We start from the raw sequence: 20,021 nt of genomic DNA, 5'->3' as shown, positions 1-20,021 counted from the left end.
CAAGGTCATCGTCGCGATCAACAAGGATGAGGAAGCGCCCATCTTCCAGGTCGCCGATTACGGCCTCGTCGCGGACCTCTTCAAGGCCGTGCCGGAGTTGCAGCAGGCGCTCTGACCGCGCAGCGACCGGGCAAAGCAAAAGGGCGGCCTCCATCGCGGGGCCGCCCTTTCGCTTGGGGAGACCTGCCCCCTTTACACTCGTTCCAGCAGCAGCGCGATGCCCTGGCCGACGCCGATGCACATGGTGCACAGGGCGTATCGGCCGCCGCGCAGCTCCAGTTCGATCAGCGCGGTGGTGGCCAACCGCGCACCGGACATCCCCAGCGGATGGCCGAGCGCGATGGCCCCGCCGTTGGGGTTGACCCGCGGATCGTCATCCGCCAGTCCAAGCTCCCGCAGACAGGCAAGGCCCTGTGCGGCGAAGGCCTCGTTCAACTCGATCACGTCGATGCGGTCGAGCGGCACGCCGGTACGGTCGAGCAGGCGGCGAACCGCCGGGACCGGTCCGATCCCCATCACGCGCGGCTCGACGCCGGCCACCGCAGCACCGACGATGCGGGCGCGCGGCGTCAGGCCGTGACGCCTGGCCGCCGCCTCTCCGGCGACGATCAGCGCCGCCGCGCCGTCGTTGATACCGGACGCGTTGCCGGCGGTCACGGTGCCGCCGGGACGCACCACCGGCTTCAGCGCCGCAAGCTGGTCGAGCGTGGTGTCGGGCCGTGGATGCTCGTCGGCCGTCACCTCGGTGATCGCTCCCTTGCGGCCGGCGACCGGCACGGCGACGATCTCCCGGGCGAAGCGTCCGCTGCGCTGGGCGGCACCCGCCCGCTGCTGCGAGCGCAGGGCGAAAGCGTCCTGGTCCTCGCGGGGGATGCCATAGCACTCAGCCACCGTCTCGGCGGTTTCCGGCATGGTGTCCACGCCGTGCGAGGCCTTCAGGCGCGGGTTGACGAAGCGCCAGCCCATCGTGGTGTCCTCCAGCCGCATCGAGCGGGAGAAGGCACCGTCGGCCTTGCCCATCACGAAGGGTGCGCGCGACATGCTCTCCGCCCCGCCGGCCAGCAGCAGGGATTGTTCGCCCGCGCGCACGCCGCGCGCCGCCAGCGCGATGGCGTCGAGCCCCGATCCGCACAGGCGGTTTACCGTGGTGCCGGGAACCGTTTCGGGCAGACCGGCCAGCAGGACCGCCATGCGTGCGATGTTGCGGTTGTCCTCTCCCGCCTGGTTGGCGCAGCCCAGGATCACGTCGTCGATTGCCGGCGGATCGAGGGACGGGTTGCGGTCGAGCAAGGCCCGCAGGGGAATGGCGGCGAGATCGTCGGCGCGCACCGGCGCCAGCGCGCCGGCGTAACGCCCGATGGGCGTGCGCACGGCGTCGCACAGGAATGCTTCGGTCATGGAGTGGGCCTTCCGCTACCCGCCGCCGATGGAGCGGGACGGGCAATTTGTTGGGCAGGAGGATGGTGGCCGGGCGCGGCAGCGATGGATGCGGCCGGCCACGTCCCCGGCTGTCGGAAGTCCGACTATCGGAAGTCCGTCGGATTGCGGCAACTGACATAAACTTGCCGGCGCATAACCTGCGGTAATGGATGTGGCGGCGCGTTTCAGCCGGCCGCCACCTGCTCCAGCAGCCAGTTGCGCACCTTCGCGATGCGGGCGCGGTCCTGGTGGTTGGGCGGCACCACGAAATAATAGCCGAGGTCGCGGCGCAGGGGCCGCTCGATCGGACAGACCAGGCTGCCGCTGCGCAGTTCGGTTTCCAGCATGGCGGGCTGGCCCATGGCGATGCCCAGCCCGTCCAGGGCGGCCTGATAGGTCAGCAGCGAACTGGGGAACATCAGCGGCTCCTGCGTCTCCGCCATGGTCACGCCGGTCGCCTCCAGCCAGTCCGGCCAGTCGCGCCGCCGGTAGTGGGAATGCAGCAGCGGGTAGCGCAGCAGATCGGCCGGCGCCTTCACCGGCGGGCCGCCGGCCAGCAGGGCGGGGCTGCACACCGGCAGGATTTCGTCGGCGAACAGGAGGACCGAGTCCATGCCCTGCCAGTCGCCGGTGCCAAGTTGGATCGCCGCGTCGACGTTGTCGCGGGCGAAGTCGACCGGCGCCACCGCCGTCCGGGTGCGCAGCCGCAGGTCGGGGTGGTTGGTCTGCAACTGCGGGAGGCGCCGCATCAGCCATTTCGCCATGAAGGTCGCATAGACCTGCAGCTTCAGGGGAGCGGCGGCACGGGCGGACACCAGTTCGGAGGTCGCCTCGGCGATGCAGCGGAAGGCCGGCGCGATCTGCGCCGCGTAGCGCTTGCCCTCGCTGGTCAGGGTCAGGCCGCGGGTCTCACGGTGGAACAGCCGGACCCCCAGGTAATCCTCCAGCAGGGCGACCTGCCGGCTGACCGCCGGCTGGGTGACGCTCAACTCCTCCGCCGCCTTGGTGAAGCTGCCGTGCCGGGCCGCGCATTCAAACACGTGGAGCGGATTGAGCGGGGGAACCTGGCGCAACTCACGGTCCATTACATAAGGTTATGTGTGCCCAACAACTAGGAATTTGCCGCTTGTCCGTCAATGAGATTGATTGTCCGTAACGCAAATCGATAGCCCCGTCGGAGCCATGGACTTTCAACTCAACCAGGAACAGCGCGCTTTCGCCGACAGCGTGCGCCGCTTTGCCCGTGCCGAGCTGGCCGCCGACGCGCTGAAGCGCGCCCATTCCCCGGCCTTTCCCTGGGACGTGGCCGCGAAACTGTCGGAGATGGGCCTGCTGGGCATCACCATCCGCGAGGAGGATGGAGGCGTCGGCGGCACGCTGATGGACGCGGTGATCGCCATCCAGGAGTTGGCGCTGGTCTGCCCCAAGAGCGCCGACGTCGTCCAGGCGGGCAATTTCGGGCCGATCCGCACCTTCGCCGAATATGCCAGCCCCGAGCAGAAGGAGCGCTGGCTGGGCGACCTGCTCGGCGGACGCAAGCTGCTGGCCCTGGGCATGAGCGAACCGGACGCCGGGTCGGCCGTCACCGACCTGAAGACCAGCGCCCGCGAGGATGGCGACCATTACGTCATCAACGGGTCGAAGGTCTTTTCCACCCACAGCCCGGAAGCGACGCTGTTCCTGATCTATGTCCGCTTCGCCCCCGGCGTCGGCGGCATCGGTTCGGTGCTGATCGAGCGCGGCACCCCCGGCTTCACCGTCGGCCAGCCCTCCGCCTTCATGAGCGGGGAGGAATGGTGCCAGCTCTATTTCGAGGACTGCCGCATTCCCAAGGCGAATGTCCTGCTGGGGCCGGGCGGCTTCAAGAAGCAGATCGCCGGCTTCAACGTGGAGCGCATCGGCAACGCCTCGCGGGCGCTGGCGCTCGGGCGCCATGCGTTCAACTTGGCCAAGGCGCATGCGGAGACGCGCATCCAGTTCGGCCGCCCCTTGTGCGAATTCCAGGGCCTGCAATGGAAATTCGCCGACATGGCGCTGAAGCTGGAAAGCGCGCAGCTGCTGCTCTACCGCGCCGCCACCAATGCCGACAACGGCCTGCCGTCGGCCTATGAGACCTCCATCGCCAAGCTGTCCTGCAACCTCGCCGGCTTCGAGGTCGCCAACGAGGCCCTGCAGATCATGGGCGGCACCGGCTACAGCCAGGAAGCGCTTGTCGAGTATTGCGTGAAGCGGACGCGCGGCTGGATGATCGCCGGCGGCTCCATCGAAATCCTCAAGAACCGCATCGCCGAAGAGCTGTTCGAGCGCCGCTTCGACCAGCGCCCGCCGCGGGAGAGCCGGTCGTGAGCAGCACCGCCCTCAAAGGTTGTACCGGCGCCGCCCTGGCCGAAGCCCTGCTGCGGCCGCGGTCGGTGGCGCTGGTCGGGGTGTCGGACGACATCGCAAAGACGGCCGCCCGTCCGTTGCGCTTCCTGCGCCGCGCCGGCTATGGCGGCGCGGTCTACAGCGTCAACCCGACCCGCGCCACCGTGCAGGGCGAGCCGGCCTTCGCATCGCTGTCGGCGCTGCCGGAACGGCCGGACCATGCCTTTATCCTGACCGGCACCGATGCGGCCATCGCCGCGCTGGAGGAGTGCGGGCGGCTGGGCGTCCCGGTCGCGACCATCCTGGCCGGCGGTTTCTCCGAAGCGGGGGAGGCCGGCGTCGAGCGCGAAAAGCGGCTGGCCGAGATCGGCCGGTCCTATGGCGTGCGCGTGCTCGGCCCGTCCAGCATCGGCGTGGTCAATGTGCAGGAGCGGCTGGTGCTGACCGCCAACGCCGCCTTCGCCGAACCCGACCTGCCGGACGGCGGGGTGTTCGTCGCCTCGCACAGCGGAAGCCTGATCGGTGCGATGCTGTCGCGCGGCAAGGCGCGCGGCGTCGGTTTCGCCGGGCTGGTGTCGGTCGGCGGCGAAGTGGATTTGTCGGTCGGCGAAATCTGCGAGGCGACGCTCGACGACCCGAAGATCGGCGGTTACCTGCTGTTCCTGGAATCGATGCGCAACGCCGACGCGCTCCGCCGCTTCGCTTTGGCGGCGGCCGAGCGCGGCAAGCCGGTGGCGGCCTACAAGCTGGGCCGTTCGGCGGAGGCGGCGGAGCTGGCGGTCTCCCACACCGGCGCGCTGGCCGGGGAGGACGATGTCGCCGACACCTTCCTGCGCGATTGCGGGATCGCCCGGGTGGAGTCCTTCGACGGGCTGCTGGAGATCATGCCGCTGCTCAACCGGATGCCGGTGACGACCCTGCGGCAGCCCGCCGTCGGCGTCGTCACCACCACCGGCGGCGGTGCGGCCATGGCCATCGACCAGCTGGCCGTCCGCGGCGTGCGGGTCGCCGCCCCCAGCCCGGACACCGTGCGCCGGCTCGCCGAGGTCGGGATCGTGGCAGGGGAGGGGCGTCTGGTCGATCTGACGCTGGCGGGCACCCGCTACGACGTGATGAAAGCGGCGCTGGGGGTGATGCAGACCGCGCCGGAATTCGATCTGGTGCTGGCGACGGTCGGGTCCTCCGCCCGCTTCCAGCCCGATCTGGCGGTGGCGCCGGTGATCGACAGCGCGCGCGAGCATGACAAGCCGCTGGCCGCCTTCATCGTGCCGGAAGCACCGGAGGCGCTGCTGCGCCTGAGCGCCGCCGGGGTCCCCTGCTTCCGCGCGCCGGAATCCGGCGCCGATGTGATCGCCGCCGCGTTCAACCGCCGGCTTCCCCGCCCCGAACTGGCGACCCCGCCACTGCCGGTTCCCCCGGATGCCGGGCGGACCATCGACGAGGCCGAGGCCTACCGCCTGTTCGCCCGCGTCGGCGTTCCCCATGCGCCGGTCGCGGTGCTGACGGTCGGCGAACCGGTGCCGGAGCTTCCCTTCGCCTATCCGGTGGTCGCCAAGGTCCTGCACCCGGACATCGCCCACAAGACCGATGTCGGCGGCGTGGCGCTGAACATCGCCGATGCCGGCGCGCTGTCGGCCGCCATGGCGGCGATCCGCGACCGGGTCGAAGCCGCGCGGCCGGGGGTGGGCGTGCGCCGGATCCTGGTCCAGCCGATGACCCGCGGTGTGGGCGAGGTGCTGGTCGGTCTGCGCCGCGACCCCCAGGTCGGGCCGGTGGTGATGCTGGCCGCCGGTGGCGTGCTGACCGAGATCTACCGCGACCGTGCCCTGCGGCTGGCTCCGGTGGACCGGGCCACCGCGCTGGAGATGATCGGCGAGGTGAAGGCGCTCCAGGCCCTGGCCGGCTATCGCGGCCGGGCGGCGGGCGACCTCGGCGCCGTCGCCGATGCGCTGGTCGCCGTCTCGCGCCTCGCCCTGCTCGACGACGTGACCGTGCTGGAGGCGGAGATCAACCCGCTGATGGTGATGGCAGATGGGCAGGGGGCGGCGGCGGTCGACGCGCTGGTCCGGCTTACAACGGCGGATGCCCCCGCCCAATCCCAAGAAGACGACACCGAAACCCGTTCCGGGAGGAACCGATGATGCCCAGGCCGGATGTGCTCTCGCTGCCGGAGCTTGTGAACGCCAATGAACGGCTCGTCCATCGCGGCCGTTTCCTGACCGCGGTGATGCGGCTGGACATCGGCGCCGAGGCCTATCTGATCTCCATCGACCACGGGCGGATCGCCGAGGTCCGCAAGGGGCCGTTCGTCATGCCGTCCTGGACCTTCGGCCTGTCCTGCCCGGCCGATGCGCTGGCGCGCTTCTGGCAGCCGCTGCCGCCACCGGGCTTCCACGACCTGTTCGCCCTGCTGCGGCGCGGCGACCTGACCCTGTCCGGCAACCTGCAACCCTTCATGGCCAACCTGCTCTACATCAAGGACGTGATGGCCAGCCTGCGCAGCCCGAAGGAAACCGCCTGATGCGTGCGACGATCGAATCCATCACCGGGCGTTACATGCGGCTGGACTATAAGGGCCGCGAGCACCGGATCTATTTCGAGGAGGCGGGGCAGGGGATTCCGCTGGTCTGCCTGCACACCGCCGGGTCGGACGGCCGCCAGTTCCGCGGCATCCTGAACGACCCGCGCATCACCCGCGATTACCGGGTCATCGCCTTCGACCTGCCCTGGCACGGCAAATCCTCGCCGCCCGTCGGCTGGCAGGACGGCGACTACCAGCTGACCAGCGCCGACTACACCGACATCATCCTGACCGTGTGCCGGGCGCTGGAGCTGGATCGGCCGGTGGCGATGGGCTGTTCCATCGGCGGGCGCATCGCGCTGCATCTGGCGATGGAGCATGCCGAGGAATTCCGCGCCATCGTCGGGCTGCAATCCTCGGCCCACGTCCACCCCTATTACGACACGACCTGGCTGCATCATCCGGACGTGCATGGCGGGGAGGTCTGCGCCGCCATCGCCGCCGGGCTGGTCGGGCCGAACGCGCCCGACGCCCACCGCTGGGAAACGGTGTGGCACTACATGCAGGGCGGTCCGGGCATCTTCAAGGGCGACCTCTATTTCTACAAGGTGGACGGCGACATCCGCCATCGGTTGAGCGAAATCGACACCAGCCGCTGCCCGCTCTATCTGCTGACCGGCGAATACGACTATTCCTGCTCTCCTGCCGACACGCTGGAGACCGCCGCCTGCATTCCCGGCGCCACCGTGTCGATCATGCCGGGGCTGGGCCATTTCCCGATGAGCGAGGATCCGGAAGGCTTCATCGCCCATCTGCTGCCGGTCCTGAGCGAGATCGCCCACCGCTGAGCCCGGCTCAGACGGCAGGCATTCCGACGGCAGCCATCCGATTGCCGGCGCTTTGACAACAACCGGCCGCCGCCCGCAACGAAGGCGGCGGCCGCCAATTCCCTGGGGAGGGACCAATCATGCGTGCCATCACTGTTCGGGTGCCCGGTCTGCGGGCGCTGACCGCCACGGCCGTCGCGGCGCTGACCATCGGTCTGGCCGGGGGCGGTCTGGCCGGCAGCGCGGCGGCCGAGATTTCCGGCAAGACGGTGAAGATCGGCGTCCTGACCGACATGTCCGGTCCCTATTCCGACAATGTCGGCGCCGGAGCCGTGCTGGCCGCCCAGATGGCGGCTGAGGATTTCGGCGGCAAGGTCAATGGCGCCGCCATCGAGATCGTCTCCGCCGACCACCAGAACAAGGCGGACGTGGGCTCCGGCATCGCCCGGCGCTGGTATGACGTCGAGGGTGTCGATGCGATCACCGAGGTGGTGTCGTCCGCCGTGGCCCTGTCGGTGCAGGGGCTCTCGCGCGAGAAGAACCGCATGTTCCTGGCGACCGGCCCCGGCACGCCGGACCTGACCGGCAAGGCCTGCTCGCCCGTCGGCGTGCATTGGGCCTACGACAACTATGCCCTGCCGACCGTCGCCACCACCGCGCTGGTCAAGCGCGGCCTGAAGGACTGGTATTTCCTGACCGCGGACTACAGCTTCGGCCACGCTCTGGAAGGCGAGGCGACCCGTGTCGTCAAGGCCAACGGCGGCACCGTCGTCGGGGCGGTGCGGGCGCCGCTCAACACCGCGGACTTCTCCTCCTATCTGCTGCAGGCGCAGGCGTCGAACGCCAGCGTGATCGGGCTGGCGAACGCCGGGGCCGACATGATCAATGCGGTCAAGCAGGCGGGCGAGTTCGGCATCACCGCCGGCGGCAAGACGATGGCGGCGCTGCTGGTCAATTTGCCCGACATCCATGCGCTGGGGCTGGAAAGCGCACAGGGCCTGACCTTCGCCGAAAGCTTCTATTGGGACATGAACGACGAGACGCGGGCCTGGAGCAAGCGGTTCATGGACCGTTTCAACGGCCGGGCGCCCGGCGGACTTCAGGCGGCGGTCTATGGCGCCGTCACCCATTACCTGAAGGCGATCCAGGCCATCGACAGCGACGACGCCACCAAGGTGGCCGAACAGATGCGCAAGATGCCGATCGACGACTTCTACACCAAGAACGGCTCCATCCGTCCCGACGGGCGGGTGATCCGCGACATGTACCTGATGCAGGTGAAGAAGCCGTCGGAATCCAAGGGTCCGTGGGACTATTACAAGGTTCTGGAGACGGTGCCCGGCGACAAGGCCTTCCGTCCGATGGACCAGGGCGGCTGCCCGCTGGTGGCGAAGTGACCGGCAAGCCGGCCGAAGTGCTCGGCGACCGGGCCGGCGGAACGGTCCGGCTGGAGCGCGACGGCGGGGTGGCGGTGATCGTCATCGACAACCCGCCGGTCAACGCCGGGTCCGCCGCCGTGCGGCGCGGGCTGCTCGACGCCGTCGCGACGGTCGCGGCCGATCCCGGTATCGAGGCGGCGGTGCTGATCGGCGCCGGCAGGACCTTCATCGCCGGCTCCGATCTGCGCGAGTTCGGCCAGCCGCTGGAGGAGCCGCAGCTTCCCGCCGTCATCGCCGCCATCGAGGCCTGCGCGAAGCCGGTGGTCGCCGCCCTGCATGGGGCGGCGCTGGGCGGCGGGTTCGAGCTGGCGCTGGGCTGCGACGCCCGCGTCGCGGCACCCGGCACGCGGGTGGGGCTGCCGGAGGTGACGCTGGGCATGATCCCCGGCGCCGGTGGCACCCAGCGCCTGCCGCGTCTGGTCGGCGTTTCCACCGCCATCGGCCTGATCTGCGAAGGCCGTCGGGTGGCCGCCGCCGACGCGCTGGCGCTCGGGCTGGTCGATGCGGTGGTGGAGGGGGCGGTGGTGGAGGCGCTCCGCACCGCTGCCGTCGCCCATGCGCGGGGGCTCGCCGGGGCCAAGAACCGGGTGGCCGACCGCGCCGTCCCGGCCGAGCCGGCCGACCGCATCGAGGCCGCAGCCAGTGCCGCCCTGCGCGCCGGCCGCGGGCGTCCTGCGGTGGTGGAGGCGATCCGGGCCGTCCGCGCCGCGGCCGAGCGTCCGCTGGCCGAGGCGCTGGCGGAGGAGCGTGCGGTCTTCCAACGGCTGCGCCTGGAGACGGACGCCTTCGCCCGCCGCCACCTGTTCTTCGCCGAGCGGGATTCGGCCCGCCTTCCCGGATTGGAGGGCGTGGCGGCGCGGCGGCTGGAGCGGATCGGCGTGATCGGCGGCGGCACCATGGGGGCCGGCATCGTCATCGCCGCGCTGGACGCCGGCCTGCCGGTGACGCTGCTGGAACGCGACGCACAGGCGCTGGAGGCCGGGATGGCCCGGCTGCGCGACCACTACGCCCGCAGGGTCGATGGCGGCAAGATGAGCGCCGGGGAGGCGGGAAAGCGGCTCGCGGCGCTCGATCCGACCACCGACATGACGGCGCTCGCCACCGCCGATCTGGTGATCGAGGCGGTGTTCGAGGATCTCGCGGTCAAGCAGGATCTGTTCCGCCGGCTGGACGCCGTGCTGGCGCCGGGGACGGTGCTGGCATCGAACACGTCCTATCTGGACCTCGACGCCATCGCGGCGGCGACCGGACGGCCGCAGGATGTGGTGGGTCTGCATTTCTTCAGCCCGGCCAACGTCATGCGCCTGCTAGAGGTGGTCCGCGGGGCGAAGACCGCGCCCAACGTCCTGGCGACCGGCATCGCGCTGGCGAAGCGGCTAGGAAAACTGCCGGTGGTGGCGGGCAACGCCTTCGGCTTCATCGGCAACCGCATCTATGCCGCCTACCGCCGCCAATGCGAATTCCTGATCGAGGACGGGGCGCTTCCGGCGGATGTCGACGCGGCGCTGGAGCGGTTCGGCTTCGCCATGGGGCCGTTCGCGGTGGCCGATCTGTCCGGATTGGACATCGCCTGGCGGATGCGCCGGCAACAGGCGGCGGCCCGCGATCCGGCGGCGCGCTATGTCGAGATTCCCGACCGGCTGTGCGAGGCCGGACGGTTCGGCCGCAAGACCGGCTCCGGCTATTACCGTTATCCGCCCGGCGCCAAGCGGGGCGAACCGGACCCGGAGGTCAACGCACTGATCGAAGCGGCGTCGGCCGCCAAGGGCATCGTCCGCGCCGCCGTTTCCGACGAGGAGATCGTCACCCGCGTGCTGCTGACCATGGTCAACGAGGCCGCCTGCCTGCTGTCGGAAGGGGTTGCCGCCCGCGCGTCGGACATCGACCTCGTGCTGGTCAACGGCTATGGCTTCCCGGCCTGGGAGGGCGGGCCGCTGTTCTGGGCCGGCCGCCAGGATCCGGCATGGCTGGAAGCCGGGCTGGCGCGGCTGGGAGAACTCAGCGGACCGGGTTTCCGGCTCTGCGATCCGGGCGTGCTGCGCGCCGCCTTGGGTCCATCGAACTTGGCTTTATAGAGGCGACGATGACGAACACCGCCTATCCTGACCTTCGCCTGTGGATCGGTGGGCGCTGGATCGAGGCCGGAGGCCGGACCAGCGAACCGGTGATCAACCCCGCGACCGGCGCGACGCTCGGCCTGCTGCCCCATGCCGGTGCCGACGACGTGGATGCGGCGGTCGCGGCGGCGGCCGATGGCTTCCGGCTCTGGCGGCGGACCAGCGCGGTCGAGCGGTCGGCGCTGTTGCGCCGCACCGCCGAGCTGATGCGGGCGGACGCCGGCAGCCTCGCCGCCCTGATCGCGCTTGAACTGGGCAAGCCGCTTGGCGAGGCCGTGCGCGAGGTCGAGACGGCGGCTGGCATGTTCGACTGGGCCGCGGAGGAATGCCGCCGGTCCTATGGCCGCATCATCCCGCCCCGCACGCCGGGCCACCGGCTGATGGCGCTGCGCGAGCCCGTCGGGCCGGTGGCGGCCTTCAGCGGCTGGAACGCCCCGGCGATCACCCCGGCGCGCAAGATCGCGGGCGCGCTGGGGGCGGGCTGCTCCATCGTCATCAAGCCGTCGGAAGGAACGCCGGCGTCCGCCCTCTTCATCGCCCATGCGCTGGCCGAGGCCGGTCTGCCGGCCGGTGTCGCCAACATGCTGTTCGGCAACCCCGGTGCGGTGGCCGAGCGGCTGCTGGAGGCGGACGCCATCCGCATGGTGTCCTTCACAGGCTCGATCCCCGTCGGCAAGCATCTGGCCGCCCTGGCGACGCGGACGATGAAACGCGGCGTGTTCGAACTGGGCGGCCACGCCCCGGTTCTGGTCTTTCCCGACGTGGACGTCGACGCGGTGGCCCGCGGTGCGGCCGCTGCCAAGTTCCGCAGTTCCGGGCAGATCTGCACGTCGCCGACCCGCTTCTATGTTCATCACTCGATCCATGACCGCTTCGCCGCCGCTTTCGCCGAAGCGGCAACGGCGATCCGTGTCGGCGATCCCTTCGACGGCGCGACGCAGATGGGGCCGGTGCAGAATGCCCGCCGGCTGGCGGCGGTCGAGGCGCTGGTGGAGGATGCCCGACGGAACGGCGCCACGGTGGCGGCCGGCGGGGGCCGCATCGACCGGCCCGGCTTCTTTTATCGGCCGACGGTGCTGACCGGTGTCACCGACGCCTGCCGGGCCGCCAGCGAAGAGCCGTTCGGACCGCTGGCGCTGGTCGCCTCCTTCCTCGATGCGGACGAGGCGGTGGCATTGGCGAACCGCCTGTCGCTCGGGCTGGCGTCCTACGTCTTCACCCGCGACCTCGCGCTCGCCGACCGGCTCTCGGCGGAGATCGAATGCGGCAATGTCGTGGTGAATCATTGGGTGGTGTCGCACCCGGAAACGCCCTTCGGCGGGATCAAGGACAGCGGCATCGGGCTGGAAGGCGGCACCGAGGGGTTCCAGGCGTTTGAACAGGTGAAGTTCGTCAGCCAAGCCCCCCTCTGATCGGCCAGGCAACCCTGCATCGATCAACGGATCATGGGCGGGGGGCTTTCCTCATCGCTTTTGGGGGAGTGGCCAGGGTATCGGCCTTGTGCCTCCCCAAATCCACGATGTCGCCAGGATGATCCTGCAGCAGATGACGCTGCACCTTCTGTGTGGCCGTCTTCGGGATTTCCGTCCGCATCTCGACGAAGCGCGGAATCATGAAGGCCGGGATGCGGCCGGTCAGGAAAGCCGGCAGGTCCCGGGGGTCGAATCCGGGTCGGGGAACGATCACCGCCTTGATCTCCTCGCCGAGGATGTCGTCGGCAACGCCGACGACGGCGCAGTCCTGAACGGCCGGATGCTTCAGCAGGGCTGTTTCGATCTCGACGGGGGCGATCATCTCCCCGGCGCGCCGGATCAGTTCCTTCATCCGGCCATCGAAATGCAGGAAGCCGTCGGCGTCGATCATACCGCGGTCGCCGGTGTGCAGCCACAGGTTCCGCGTCGCCGCCACCGTCGCCTCGGGCTTCTTCCAGTAGCCGTCGAACATCAGGCCGGGGCGGCGGGGGCGGACGACGATCTCGCCCTTCGCGCCGGGAGGAAGCGGGGTGTCGTCGGCATCGACCACGCACAGTTCGGTGTCCGGCCGGGGGGCGCCGACGCTGCCGAACTTCGCGGCCCGGGCGGTGTTCATCGACACCCAGCCGCCGGTCTCGGTCATGCCGTACAGCTCGCGCACCGCAAGGCCCAGCCGCTCCTCGATCTCGCGCCAGACCCCGGGGGGTGCGCCACCGCCGACCGCCCAGCGCAGGGAGTGGTCGCGCTCCGGCCCGGTCAGCCGCTTGGCGAGGATGCTCAGCACCGTGCCGACATAGGTGAAGCCGGTGGCGCCGTACCGCCGCGCATCCTCCAGCAGCCGCGAGGCCGAAAAGCGCGGCAGCAGCGCCAGCGTCGCCCCGGCCCGCAGGCAGGACATCACGCCGTACATCTGCGGATTGGCGTGGAACAGCGGCAGGAACAGCAGGATCCGATCCTCGTCCGTCAGCTCCAGCGCCGCCGCCATATGCTCGCCCGCCAGCTCGTAGCAGGCGTTCGGAATGACGGCCCCCTTCGGCAGGCCGGTGGTACCGGAGGTGTAGAGGATGGCGTTGGCCGTGCCGCCGGGCAGGGCGAGGCGGCGGCGCGGCGCCCGTCCGGGGCCGGCGGCCGTCTCGAAGCGGTCGTCCATCGCCAGCAGCGCCGGGGCGGCGGCGGGCAGGGCGGGGAGGAACTCCTCCTCGGCAATCAGCAGGGAGGCTTCGCTCTGCTCCAGAAGATAGCGCAGCCCCTCGCCGACCAGGGCGGTGTTGAGCGGAACCGTGATGGCGCCCAGTTCGGACAGCGCGAACCATGCGACGAGGAAACCCGGCCGGTTGCCGACCATCATCGCCACGGTGCTGCCGGCCGTCACACCCTGCGCGGCCAGACGCTCGACGGCCTCGTCCACCAGCGCCGCCATGGCGCCATAGGTGATGCTGCGGTCGCCGAACAGCAGGAAGGGACGGCCGGGCGTGGCGGCGGCGCGGGCATAGAGCGGATCGGCGATCACGACAGCGCCTCCCGCCGCAGGGCCACATGCTGCTGCAGCCGCTTGGCGATGGTGTTCTTGAGGATTTCCGACGATCCGCCGGCGATCTCGTAGGCCTTGGCGTCGCGCAGGTATCGCCCGAAGCGTGCCGATTCCATGACGCCATAGGCGCCGCAGATCTGCACGGCGCGGGCGGCGGTGTCGGTGGCGACCCGGCTGGCCAGCAGCTTGGCCTCGCTGCCGAAGCGGGCGATGTCGTCATGCGCGTCCAGCTTGCGCGCGGCCTCAAAGGTCAGCAGCCGGGCGGCGTCGATCTCCGCCAGCATGTCGGCGAAGTACCATTGGATTCCCTGGAAATCCAGGATCCTGCGGTCGAAGGCGCTGCGCCCGGCGGCGAAGTCCAGGGCGCCGTCGAAGGCCGCCCGTGCGATGCCGAGGCTGATGGCGGCGGCCATGGTCCGCGAATAGTCCAGCGTCGTCACCGCCTGGCGGACGCCCTTGCCCTCCACCCCGATCAGGTGATCGGCGGGCAGCGCCACCCGGTCCAGCACCAGATCGACGTGCGGACCGTTGCGCAGGCCGAAGGTGGCGGCGTTCGGCCCTTCCTCCGTCGACACGCCATCCATGCCTTGGCGGACGAAGAAGGCCGACACGCCAACCGGCGTTTCCGCCAGGATCACATAGGCCTCCGCGGCCGAGCCGGAGGTGATGAAGGATTTGCGGCCGCTCAGAATCCAGCGGTCGCCGTCCCGCACCGCCTTGGTGTCGAGGCTGCGGATGTCGCTGCCGTGGTTGGCCTCGGTCAAGGCGTAGGAGGTGATCAGCCCGCGGCCGAACTCCGGCAGAACCGTGCTTTTCAGGCTGTCGGCACCGAACAGGCGGATGATGGTCTGCGCCTGCAGGATGGTGATCAGGCTGATGCCGACGGCGGCGCTGGCGTAGGAGGCCTCCTCGAACAGCGCCGCACAATGGGCGAAGCCGAGGCCGCGCCCGCCGAACTCCTCCGGCAGCGTCAGGCTGGTATAGCCCTGGCGGGCCAGCTCCTTGATCGCGGCGACCGGATAGACGTCCTCCCGGTCGATGGCGTCGGCGTCAGGCTCCACATGGTCGGCGACCGCGCGCCTCAGGGGAGCGAGAAATTCCGGTTCGACCGGGTCGGTCCACAACCCTATCGGCATTTGCATCGGCCGCATCCTCCCTTTGGATCCTGTCGCAATCGGCACCGGGCGCCGGCTTGACGCAGCCGGATGATCCGCTCTGTCCCCGGGTCGATTTGTTCGAGAGGCGGATCGTTGACGTTTTCCATTGAATTCGTTCGCATACGATAATAACCTACCGATATATCGGCTGTACATCAATCATATCTTCAAAGCGGAACCGAGGGAGGATGCCATGAGACTGACCGACGCGCAGGTGGCCGAGTATGAGGAGCGCGGCTATCTGGTGTTTCCCGGCCTCGTGTCGCACGAGGAGGTGGAAATCCTCCGCCGCGATCTGCATCGCGTGACGGAGGTCGAAGCCGAAGGCGTCATCCGTGAGAAAAGCGGTGGGGTCCGGTCGGTCTTCCGTGTGCATGACGAGACCGGTCCGACCGCATCGCCGCCGTTCCAGGCACTGGCCACCCTGCCGCGGGTGATCGACCCGGCGCGTCAGGTGCTGGGCGACGAACCGGTTTACGTCTATCACACGAAGTGCAACCTGAAGGACGCCATCGACGGCGCCATCTGGCAATGGCACCAGGATTACGGCTACTGGAAGACCGACGGCGTCGACCGGCCGGACATGACGACCTCGCTGCTGATGCTGGACGAGGCGACCGAGATCGGCGGCTGCCTCTACTTCATTCCCGGCAGCCACAAGCTGGGCCGGCTCGATCCGGAAATGGACGAGACCACGACATCCTACAAGCTGTGGACGGTGCCCAAGGATCAGGTCATCGAGATCATGACGCGGTTCGGCGATCCGGTGCCGATCACCGGCAAGCCGGGCACCGTGGTCCTGTTCCATCCGAACATCGTTCACGGCTCCGGCCACAACATGTCGCGCCATGCGCGCTGGCACATCTACACCGTCTACAATCAGGTTTCGAACAGGCCGCATGGCATCGAGAATCCCCGGCCGGAATGGGTGGTGGCGCGGCGCTGCGAACCTCTGGAGACCGGCGGCGACGACGGCATCCTGCGCTTGGCCGATGCCGAGACCGATGCCGAGACCCGGCGACCGGCGGCGGAGTAGGGGGGATGGCGGGATCGACCTTCCAGGCGGCGGTGCTTCGCGAGACGGGAGCACCGCTGTCCATCGAGCCGCTCACCCTGGCGCCGCTTGAGCCGGGCGACGTGCTGATCCGCATGCATGCGGCCGGCCTGTGCCACACCGACCGCGAGGCGATGACCGGCGCCTTCGCTGTGCCGCCGCCGGTCGTGCTCGGCCATGAGGGCGCCGGCGTGGTCGAGGCGGTCGGGTCGGCGGTTCAGCGGGTGAAGCCGGGCCAGCATGTGGTCTGTACCATCTATGCAGCCTGCGGCCAATGCTATTACTGCCGCCACGACCAGCCGATGCTGTGCGACATGGTGGTTCCCAACCATCGTGCTGCGACCCTGTCGGCGGGACGCAGGCGGCTGCGCGACGCATCGGGAGCGGAGGTCGGCCATTTTCTCAGCGTGTCGTCCTTCGCCGAATATGCGGTGGTTCCGGAGGCCGCGGCCATTCCGGTGCCGGACGAGATGCCCTTCGACCGCGCCTGCCTGCTGGGCTGCAGCGTCATCACCGGCGTCGGAGCGGCGTTGCGCGTGGCCCGCGTGGGCTTGGGCGACAGCGTGATCGTGATCGGCTGCGGCCCGGTCGGGCTGAATGTGGTGCAGGGCGCAAGGCTGGCCGGAGCCGGGGCGATCATCGCCGTCGACCGCCGCGCCGACAAGCTGGAGCGCGCCAGCGCCTTCGGCGCCACCCACACCATGCTCGGCAGCGGGGATCTGCGTGGCGAGGAGTTGGCGGCCCGGGTGCGGGCGATCACCGGCGGCCGCGGAGCCGACCACGCTTTTGAAGCGGCCGGCGTCATCGGCTCGCTCCAGGAGTCGGTGGACTGCACCCGGCCGGGCGGCAGCGTCACCATCCTGGGCAAGACCGATCCCAACCGGCTGGTCGAACTGCGTTTCGGCTCGATCAGCGGCGAGCGGCGCATCCTGCGCTCCAGCCTGGGCGGCGCGAAGGCGGCCGACGATTTCCCGGCCTATGCGCGAGCCTATCTCGACGGCCGGCTGCGCCTGGACGAGCTGATCGACCGGCGCCTGCCGCTGGCCGCCATCAACGATGCTTTCGAGGATGTGGAGCGCGGCGACGTCATCCGCGCCGTGGTGGTGATGCATGAGTGACGACACTGTCGAGAACGGCGGCACCGCCCGGCTGGAGCGCCGGGGCGCCGTCGCCATCCTGACGCTGGACGCGCCGAGGACCCGCAACGCCGTCACCGATCCGCCGGTGCTGAACCCGCTTGTCGCGGCGCTGGAGGAGGTGCGGGACGACCGCTCGGTGCGGGTGCTGGTGGTGACCGGCGCCGGCAAGGCCTTCAGCGCCGGCGGCAACATCCACGACATCCGCGACCGGCGCGGCATGTTCGGCGGTCCGGCCGATCAGGTGCGCAACGCCTACCGCGCCGGGGTGCAGCGCATTCCCCGCGCCATGGCCGATCTCGAAATCCCGGTGATCGCGGCGGTGAACGGCCCTGCCTATGGCGCAGGCTGCGATCTGGTTTTCATGTGCGACCTGCGCATCGCCGGGGAGTCGGCGCGGATCAGTTCCAATTTCGTGAAGCTGGGGCTGATTTCCGGCGATGGCGGGCTGTGGTTCCTCACGCGCGTCGCCGGTCCGGCGGTGGCCGCCGAGATGGCTTTCACCGGACGGGCGGTCGGCGGCGCGGAAGCGGCGGCCCTGGGCCTGGTGTCCCGCGTGGTGCCGGACGCCGAGCTGATGCCGAAGGCGCTCGCCCTGGCGGAGGAGATCGCCGCCAACCCGCCGGAAGCGGTGCGCATGACCAAGCGCATGCTGCAGCAGGCGGGCCGGGTCGATCTGTCCACCATGCTCGACATGGCGGCGGCATTGCAGGGCATCTGCCACGCGGGTGAGGAATCCCGCCTCGCCATCGCGGCGGCAATGAAGCCTGTCTCCTGATCCGCCGAGTTTCCAGAAATCGAGTTTCCAACCGTCGAGTTTACAGCTGCTGCAAGGTCCGGCGCCGAACGACCGGCCCGTCATGACGGCTCCAGCCAACCAGACAATCATCTGAACAGGGAGGGACGACCCATGATGAAACTCATGTCGCACGGGGTGCTGGCCGCCACGGCCGCAGGCATCGCGCTGGCATTCGGCACGCTGTCCTGGTCGGCCGCAGCCCAGACGACCGCCGGCCAATCCGCGCCTGCCAGGGCGACCGGCCCGATCCGCATCGGCGTGCTGACCGACCTGTCCGGTTCGCTTGCCGACCTCAGCGGCAGCGGCAGTGTCGAGGCGGTGAAAATGGCGGTGGAGGATTTCGGCGCCTCCGTGCTCGGCCGTCCGGTGGAGGTGCTGTCCGCCGACCACCAGAACAAGGCCGACATCGGCGTGCAGATCGCCGCCGACTGGTACGACAACAAGAATGTCGAGGTGGTGATCGACCTGCCCAACTCGGCGGTAATGCTGGCGATCCAGGAGCTGACCCGGCGCAAGAACAAGATCGTCTTCGGCACCGCCGGCGGCTCGTCGGACTTCACCGGCAAGAACTGCTCGCCCAACGGCGTCCACTGGGTCTACGACACTTATGCACTGGCCGCCGGCACCGGGCGGACCATGGTGAAGCAGGGCGGCGACAGCTGGTACTTCATCACGCTGGATTATTCCTTCGGCCTGTCGCTGGAGCGCGACACCGCCGCCTTCGTCACCGGCGCCGGCGGCAAGGTTCTGGGGTCGGCCCGCCATCCGCTGAACAGCGCCGACTTCTCCTCCTATCTTCTGCAGGCGCAGGCGAGCGGGGCCAAGGTCATCGGGCTTGCCAATGCGGGCGGCGACCTGATCAACACCGTCAAGCAGGCGGCGGAGTTCGGCATAACGAAGCAGGGCCAGAAGCTGGCCGGGCTTTTGATGTTCCTGTCGGACATCCATGCGCTCGGTCTGGAGACGGCGCAGGGGCTGGTGTTGACCGAGTCCTTCTATTGGGATCAGAACGAGGAGACCCGGGCCTTTTCCAAGCGGTTCTTCGAGCGGACCGGCCGCATGCCGACCATGGTGCAGGCCGGCGATTACGGCGCGATCACCCATTACCTGAAGTCGGTGAAGGCGGCCGGCACCATCGATGCGCCGACCGTCATGAAGACGATGCGCGACACGCCGATCAACGACTTCATGACCAGGAACGGCCGCATTCGCGAGGATGGCCGGGTGCTGCGCGACATGTACCTGTTCGAGGTGAAGACCCCGGCAGAATCCAAGGGCAAATGGGACTATTACAAGCAGCTCGGCGTCATCGCCGCCGCCGATGCCGCCCGCCCGCTGGCCGAGAGCGACTGCCCGCTGGTCCGCAAATCCGCCGATGCCGGCAAGCCGTAACCGGCGGATCGGTTTCGGGCGCCTCCGCCCGCTTGCGTCTCCGGTCCCGGCGCGCTAAAGCCAGGATGGGAAACGCGGACGGGCGTGGGATCGGGCCGGGCTCGAACCGGTGCCAGGAGACGGGGGCGACAGGGTGACAGAGCCGGCCAGTCAGCAGATGGGACAGCAGGCGGGAGCCCAGATCGAAACCGGATCGATGGCCGATCAGGCCTATGCCGCCATCGAGGAGCTGATCGTGTCGGGCACGCTGCCGCCGCGCAGCTTCGTGTCGGAGAAGCAGATCAGCGCGCAGCTCGGCATCGGCCGCACCCCGGTGCGCGAGGCGCTGAAGCGGCTGGAGATGGACGGTCTGGTGACCATCGTCCCGTCACGCGGGATCATGGTCACCGAAGTGGACGTGAAGCTTCAGCTCTACGTACTGGACGTGCGGCGTGAGCTGGAACGCCTGATCGCCCGGCGCGCCGCCCGTTACGCGCTTGCCCCCGAACGGGAGCGGTGCCGCGCCATCGCCGGCGAGATGCTGGAGGCGGCCCGCAACGGCGACGGCATGCGTTTCATGCATCTCGACCAGGAGGTGAACCAGCTGCTGGACCAGAGCGCCCGCAACCCGGTGGCGACCCAGACCATCCGGCCGCTGCGGTCGCTGTCCCGCCGCTTCTGGTTCCAGAACTACCATGCCCATATCGGCAGCCTGGAGGATGGGGCCAAGACCCATGCCGACCTGATGCTGGCGATCCACCGCGGCGACGCGGAGGAAGCGGCCGCGGCCTCGGACCGGCTGATGGCCTATGTC

At 69.5% G+C, this 20,021-nt stretch carries 16 protein-coding genes and 1 pseudogene; 13 read left to right on the top strand and 4 right to left on the bottom strand.

Annotation, left to right across the window (positions count from 1 at the left end):
* Positions 1-115: pseudogene (locus TSH64_RS36430) on the top strand (electron transfer flavoprotein subunit alpha/FixB family protein); the annotation flags it as partial.
* A 77-nt stretch (positions 116-192) separates the two neighbouring features.
* Here the strand turns inward: TSH64_RS36430 and pcaF are convergent.
* A complete protein-coding gene (gene pcaF / locus TSH64_RS22095; RefSeq protein WP_109448290.1) occupies positions 193-1,398 on the bottom strand; it encodes a 3-oxoadipyl-CoA thiolase in 1,206 nt (401 codons plus the stop codon).
* A gap of 206 nt (positions 1,399-1,604) precedes the next feature.
* Positions 1,605-2,492 carry a transcriptional regulator GcvA gene (gene gcvA, locus TSH64_RS22090; RefSeq protein WP_158285405.1) on the bottom strand — a complete coding sequence of 296 codons (888 nt, stop codon included), beginning with the start codon at positions 2,490-2,492 and terminating at the stop codon, positions 1,605-1,607.
* A 109-nt stretch (positions 2,493-2,601) separates the two neighbouring features.
* Between gcvA and TSH64_RS22085 the strand changes: the two genes are divergently transcribed.
* The 7 genes from TSH64_RS22085 to TSH64_RS22055 all read left to right on the top strand — a co-directional run bounded on the left by TSH64_RS22085 (position 2,602) and on the right by TSH64_RS22055 (position 12,099).
* Entirely contained in the window at positions 2,602-3,765 is a 1,164-nt protein-coding gene (locus tag TSH64_RS22085; protein WP_109448286.1) for an acyl-CoA dehydrogenase family protein, read from the top strand.
* Positions 3,762-5,924: an acetate--CoA ligase family protein gene (locus TSH64_RS22080; RefSeq protein ID WP_109448284.1), complete on the top strand. Its 2,163-nt coding sequence runs from the start codon at positions 3,762-3,764 to the stop codon at positions 5,922-5,924. Before TSH64_RS22085 ends, TSH64_RS22080 begins: the two co-directional genes overlap by 4 nt.
* Entirely contained in the window at positions 5,921-6,304 is a 384-nt protein-coding gene (locus TSH64_RS22075) for a hypothetical protein (protein ID WP_109448282.1), read from the top strand. The genes TSH64_RS22080 and TSH64_RS22075 overlap by 4 nt, the downstream gene beginning before the upstream one ends.
* A complete protein-coding gene (locus TSH64_RS22070) occupies positions 6,304-7,152 on the top strand; it encodes an alpha/beta hydrolase (protein ID WP_109448280.1) in 849 nt (282 codons plus the stop codon). Before TSH64_RS22075 ends, TSH64_RS22070 begins: the two co-directional genes overlap by 1 nt.
* Positions 7,153-7,271: 119 nt before the next feature.
* Positions 7,272-8,528, top strand: coding sequence for an ABC transporter substrate-binding protein (locus tag TSH64_RS22065; RefSeq protein WP_109448278.1), 1,257 nt, complete (start codon positions 7,272-7,274; stop codon positions 8,526-8,528).
* Complete coding sequence (locus TSH64_RS22060; protein WP_247873087.1) at positions 8,525-10,645, top strand: 3-hydroxyacyl-CoA dehydrogenase NAD-binding domain-containing protein; 2,121 nt, start codon at positions 8,525-8,527, stop codon at positions 10,643-10,645. The genes TSH64_RS22065 and TSH64_RS22060 overlap by 4 nt, the downstream gene beginning before the upstream one ends.
* 8 nt (positions 10,646-10,653) lie before the next feature.
* Positions 10,654-12,099 carry an NAD-dependent succinate-semialdehyde dehydrogenase gene (locus TSH64_RS22055; RefSeq protein WP_109448276.1) on the top strand — a complete coding sequence of 482 codons (1,446 nt, stop codon included), beginning with the start codon at positions 10,654-10,656 and terminating at the stop codon, positions 12,097-12,099.
* Positions 12,100-12,130: 31 nt separating this feature from the next.
* Here the strand turns inward: TSH64_RS22055 and TSH64_RS22050 are convergent, their stop codons facing one another.
* Together TSH64_RS22050 and TSH64_RS22045 are read right to left on the bottom strand one after the other, a co-directional pair.
* Positions 12,131-13,669 carry an AMP-binding protein gene (locus tag TSH64_RS22050; RefSeq protein WP_109448274.1) on the bottom strand — a complete coding sequence of 513 codons (1,539 nt, stop codon included), beginning with the start codon at positions 13,667-13,669 and terminating at the stop codon, positions 12,131-12,133.
* A complete protein-coding gene (locus TSH64_RS22045) occupies positions 13,666-14,832 on the bottom strand; it encodes an acyl-CoA dehydrogenase family protein (protein WP_199237632.1) in 1,167 nt (388 codons plus the stop codon). The genes TSH64_RS22050 and TSH64_RS22045 overlap by 4 nt, the downstream gene beginning before the upstream one ends.
* 208 nt (positions 14,833-15,040) lie before the next feature.
* On the opposite strand from TSH64_RS22045, the gene TSH64_RS22040 reads away from it, so the two are divergent.
* The 5 genes from TSH64_RS22040 to TSH64_RS22020 all read left to right on the top strand — a co-directional run.
* Positions 15,041-15,883, top strand: a complete 843-nt coding sequence (locus TSH64_RS22040; protein WP_109448270.1) for a phytanoyl-CoA dioxygenase family protein — start codon at positions 15,041-15,043, stop codon at positions 15,881-15,883.
* 5 nt (positions 15,884-15,888) lie between these two features.
* Positions 15,889-17,019, top strand: coding sequence for a Zn-dependent alcohol dehydrogenase (locus tag TSH64_RS22035; RefSeq protein WP_109448269.1), 1,131 nt, complete (start codon positions 15,889-15,891; stop codon positions 17,017-17,019).
* Positions 17,012-17,815, top strand: a complete 804-nt coding sequence (locus tag TSH64_RS22030) for an enoyl-CoA hydratase-related protein (protein WP_109448267.1) — start codon at positions 17,012-17,014, stop codon at positions 17,813-17,815. Before TSH64_RS22035 ends, TSH64_RS22030 begins: the two co-directional genes overlap by 8 nt.
* Before the next feature lie 132 nt (positions 17,816-17,947).
* Positions 17,948-19,228: an ABC transporter substrate-binding protein gene (locus TSH64_RS22025; protein ID WP_247873086.1), complete on the top strand. Its 1,281-nt coding sequence runs from the start codon at positions 17,948-17,950 to the stop codon at positions 19,226-19,228.
* Between the two features lie 133 nt (positions 19,229-19,361).
* Positions 19,362-20,021: GntR family transcriptional regulator (locus TSH64_RS22020; protein WP_199237631.1), on the top strand; the 660-nt coding region annotated here is incomplete at its 3' end.

The sequence above is a fragment of the Azospirillum sp. TSH64 genome (assembly GCF_003116035.1).
Classification (GTDB): domain Bacteria; phylum Pseudomonadota; class Alphaproteobacteria; order Azospirillales; family Azospirillaceae; genus Azospirillum.
The sequence above is the reverse complement of the archived record's forward strand: the minus strand, read 5'-3'. Positions and strand labels throughout refer to the sequence as shown.

Excerpts from the sequence above, each read along its gene's own strand:
- pcaF (WP_109448290.1), bottom strand. The coding sequence starts at position 1,398 with ATGACCGAAGCATTCCTGTGCGACGCCGTGCGCACGCCCATCGGGCGT.
- TSH64_RS22085 (WP_109448286.1), top strand. The coding sequence starts at position 2,602 with ATGGACTTTCAACTCAACCAGGAACAGCGCGCTTTCGCCGACAGCGTG.
- TSH64_RS22075 (WP_109448282.1), top strand. The coding sequence starts at position 5,921 with ATGATGCCCAGGCCGGATGTGCTCTCGCTGCCGGAGCTTGTGAACGCC.
- TSH64_RS22070 (WP_109448280.1), top strand. The coding sequence starts at position 6,304 with ATGCGTGCGACGATCGAATCCATCACCGGGCGTTACATGCGGCTGGAC.
- TSH64_RS22065 (WP_109448278.1), top strand. The coding sequence starts at position 7,272 with ATGCGTGCCATCACTGTTCGGGTGCCCGGTCTGCGGGCGCTGACCGCC.
- TSH64_RS22055 (WP_109448276.1), top strand. The coding sequence starts at position 10,654 with ATGACGAACACCGCCTATCCTGACCTTCGCCTGTGGATCGGTGGGCGC.
- TSH64_RS22045 (WP_199237632.1), bottom strand. The coding sequence starts at position 14,832 with ATGCAAATGCCGATAGGGTTGTGGACCGACCCGGTCGAACCGGAATTT.
- TSH64_RS22040 (WP_109448270.1), top strand. The coding sequence starts at position 15,041 with ATGAGACTGACCGACGCGCAGGTGGCCGAGTATGAGGAGCGCGGCTAT.
- TSH64_RS22035 (WP_109448269.1), top strand. The coding sequence starts at position 15,889 with ATGGCGGGATCGACCTTCCAGGCGGCGGTGCTTCGCGAGACGGGAGCA.
- TSH64_RS22030 (WP_109448267.1), top strand. The coding sequence starts at position 17,012 with ATGAGTGACGACACTGTCGAGAACGGCGGCACCGCCCGGCTGGAGCGC.
- TSH64_RS22025 (WP_247873086.1), top strand. The coding sequence starts at position 17,948 with ATGATGAAACTCATGTCGCACGGGGTGCTGGCCGCCACGGCCGCAGGC.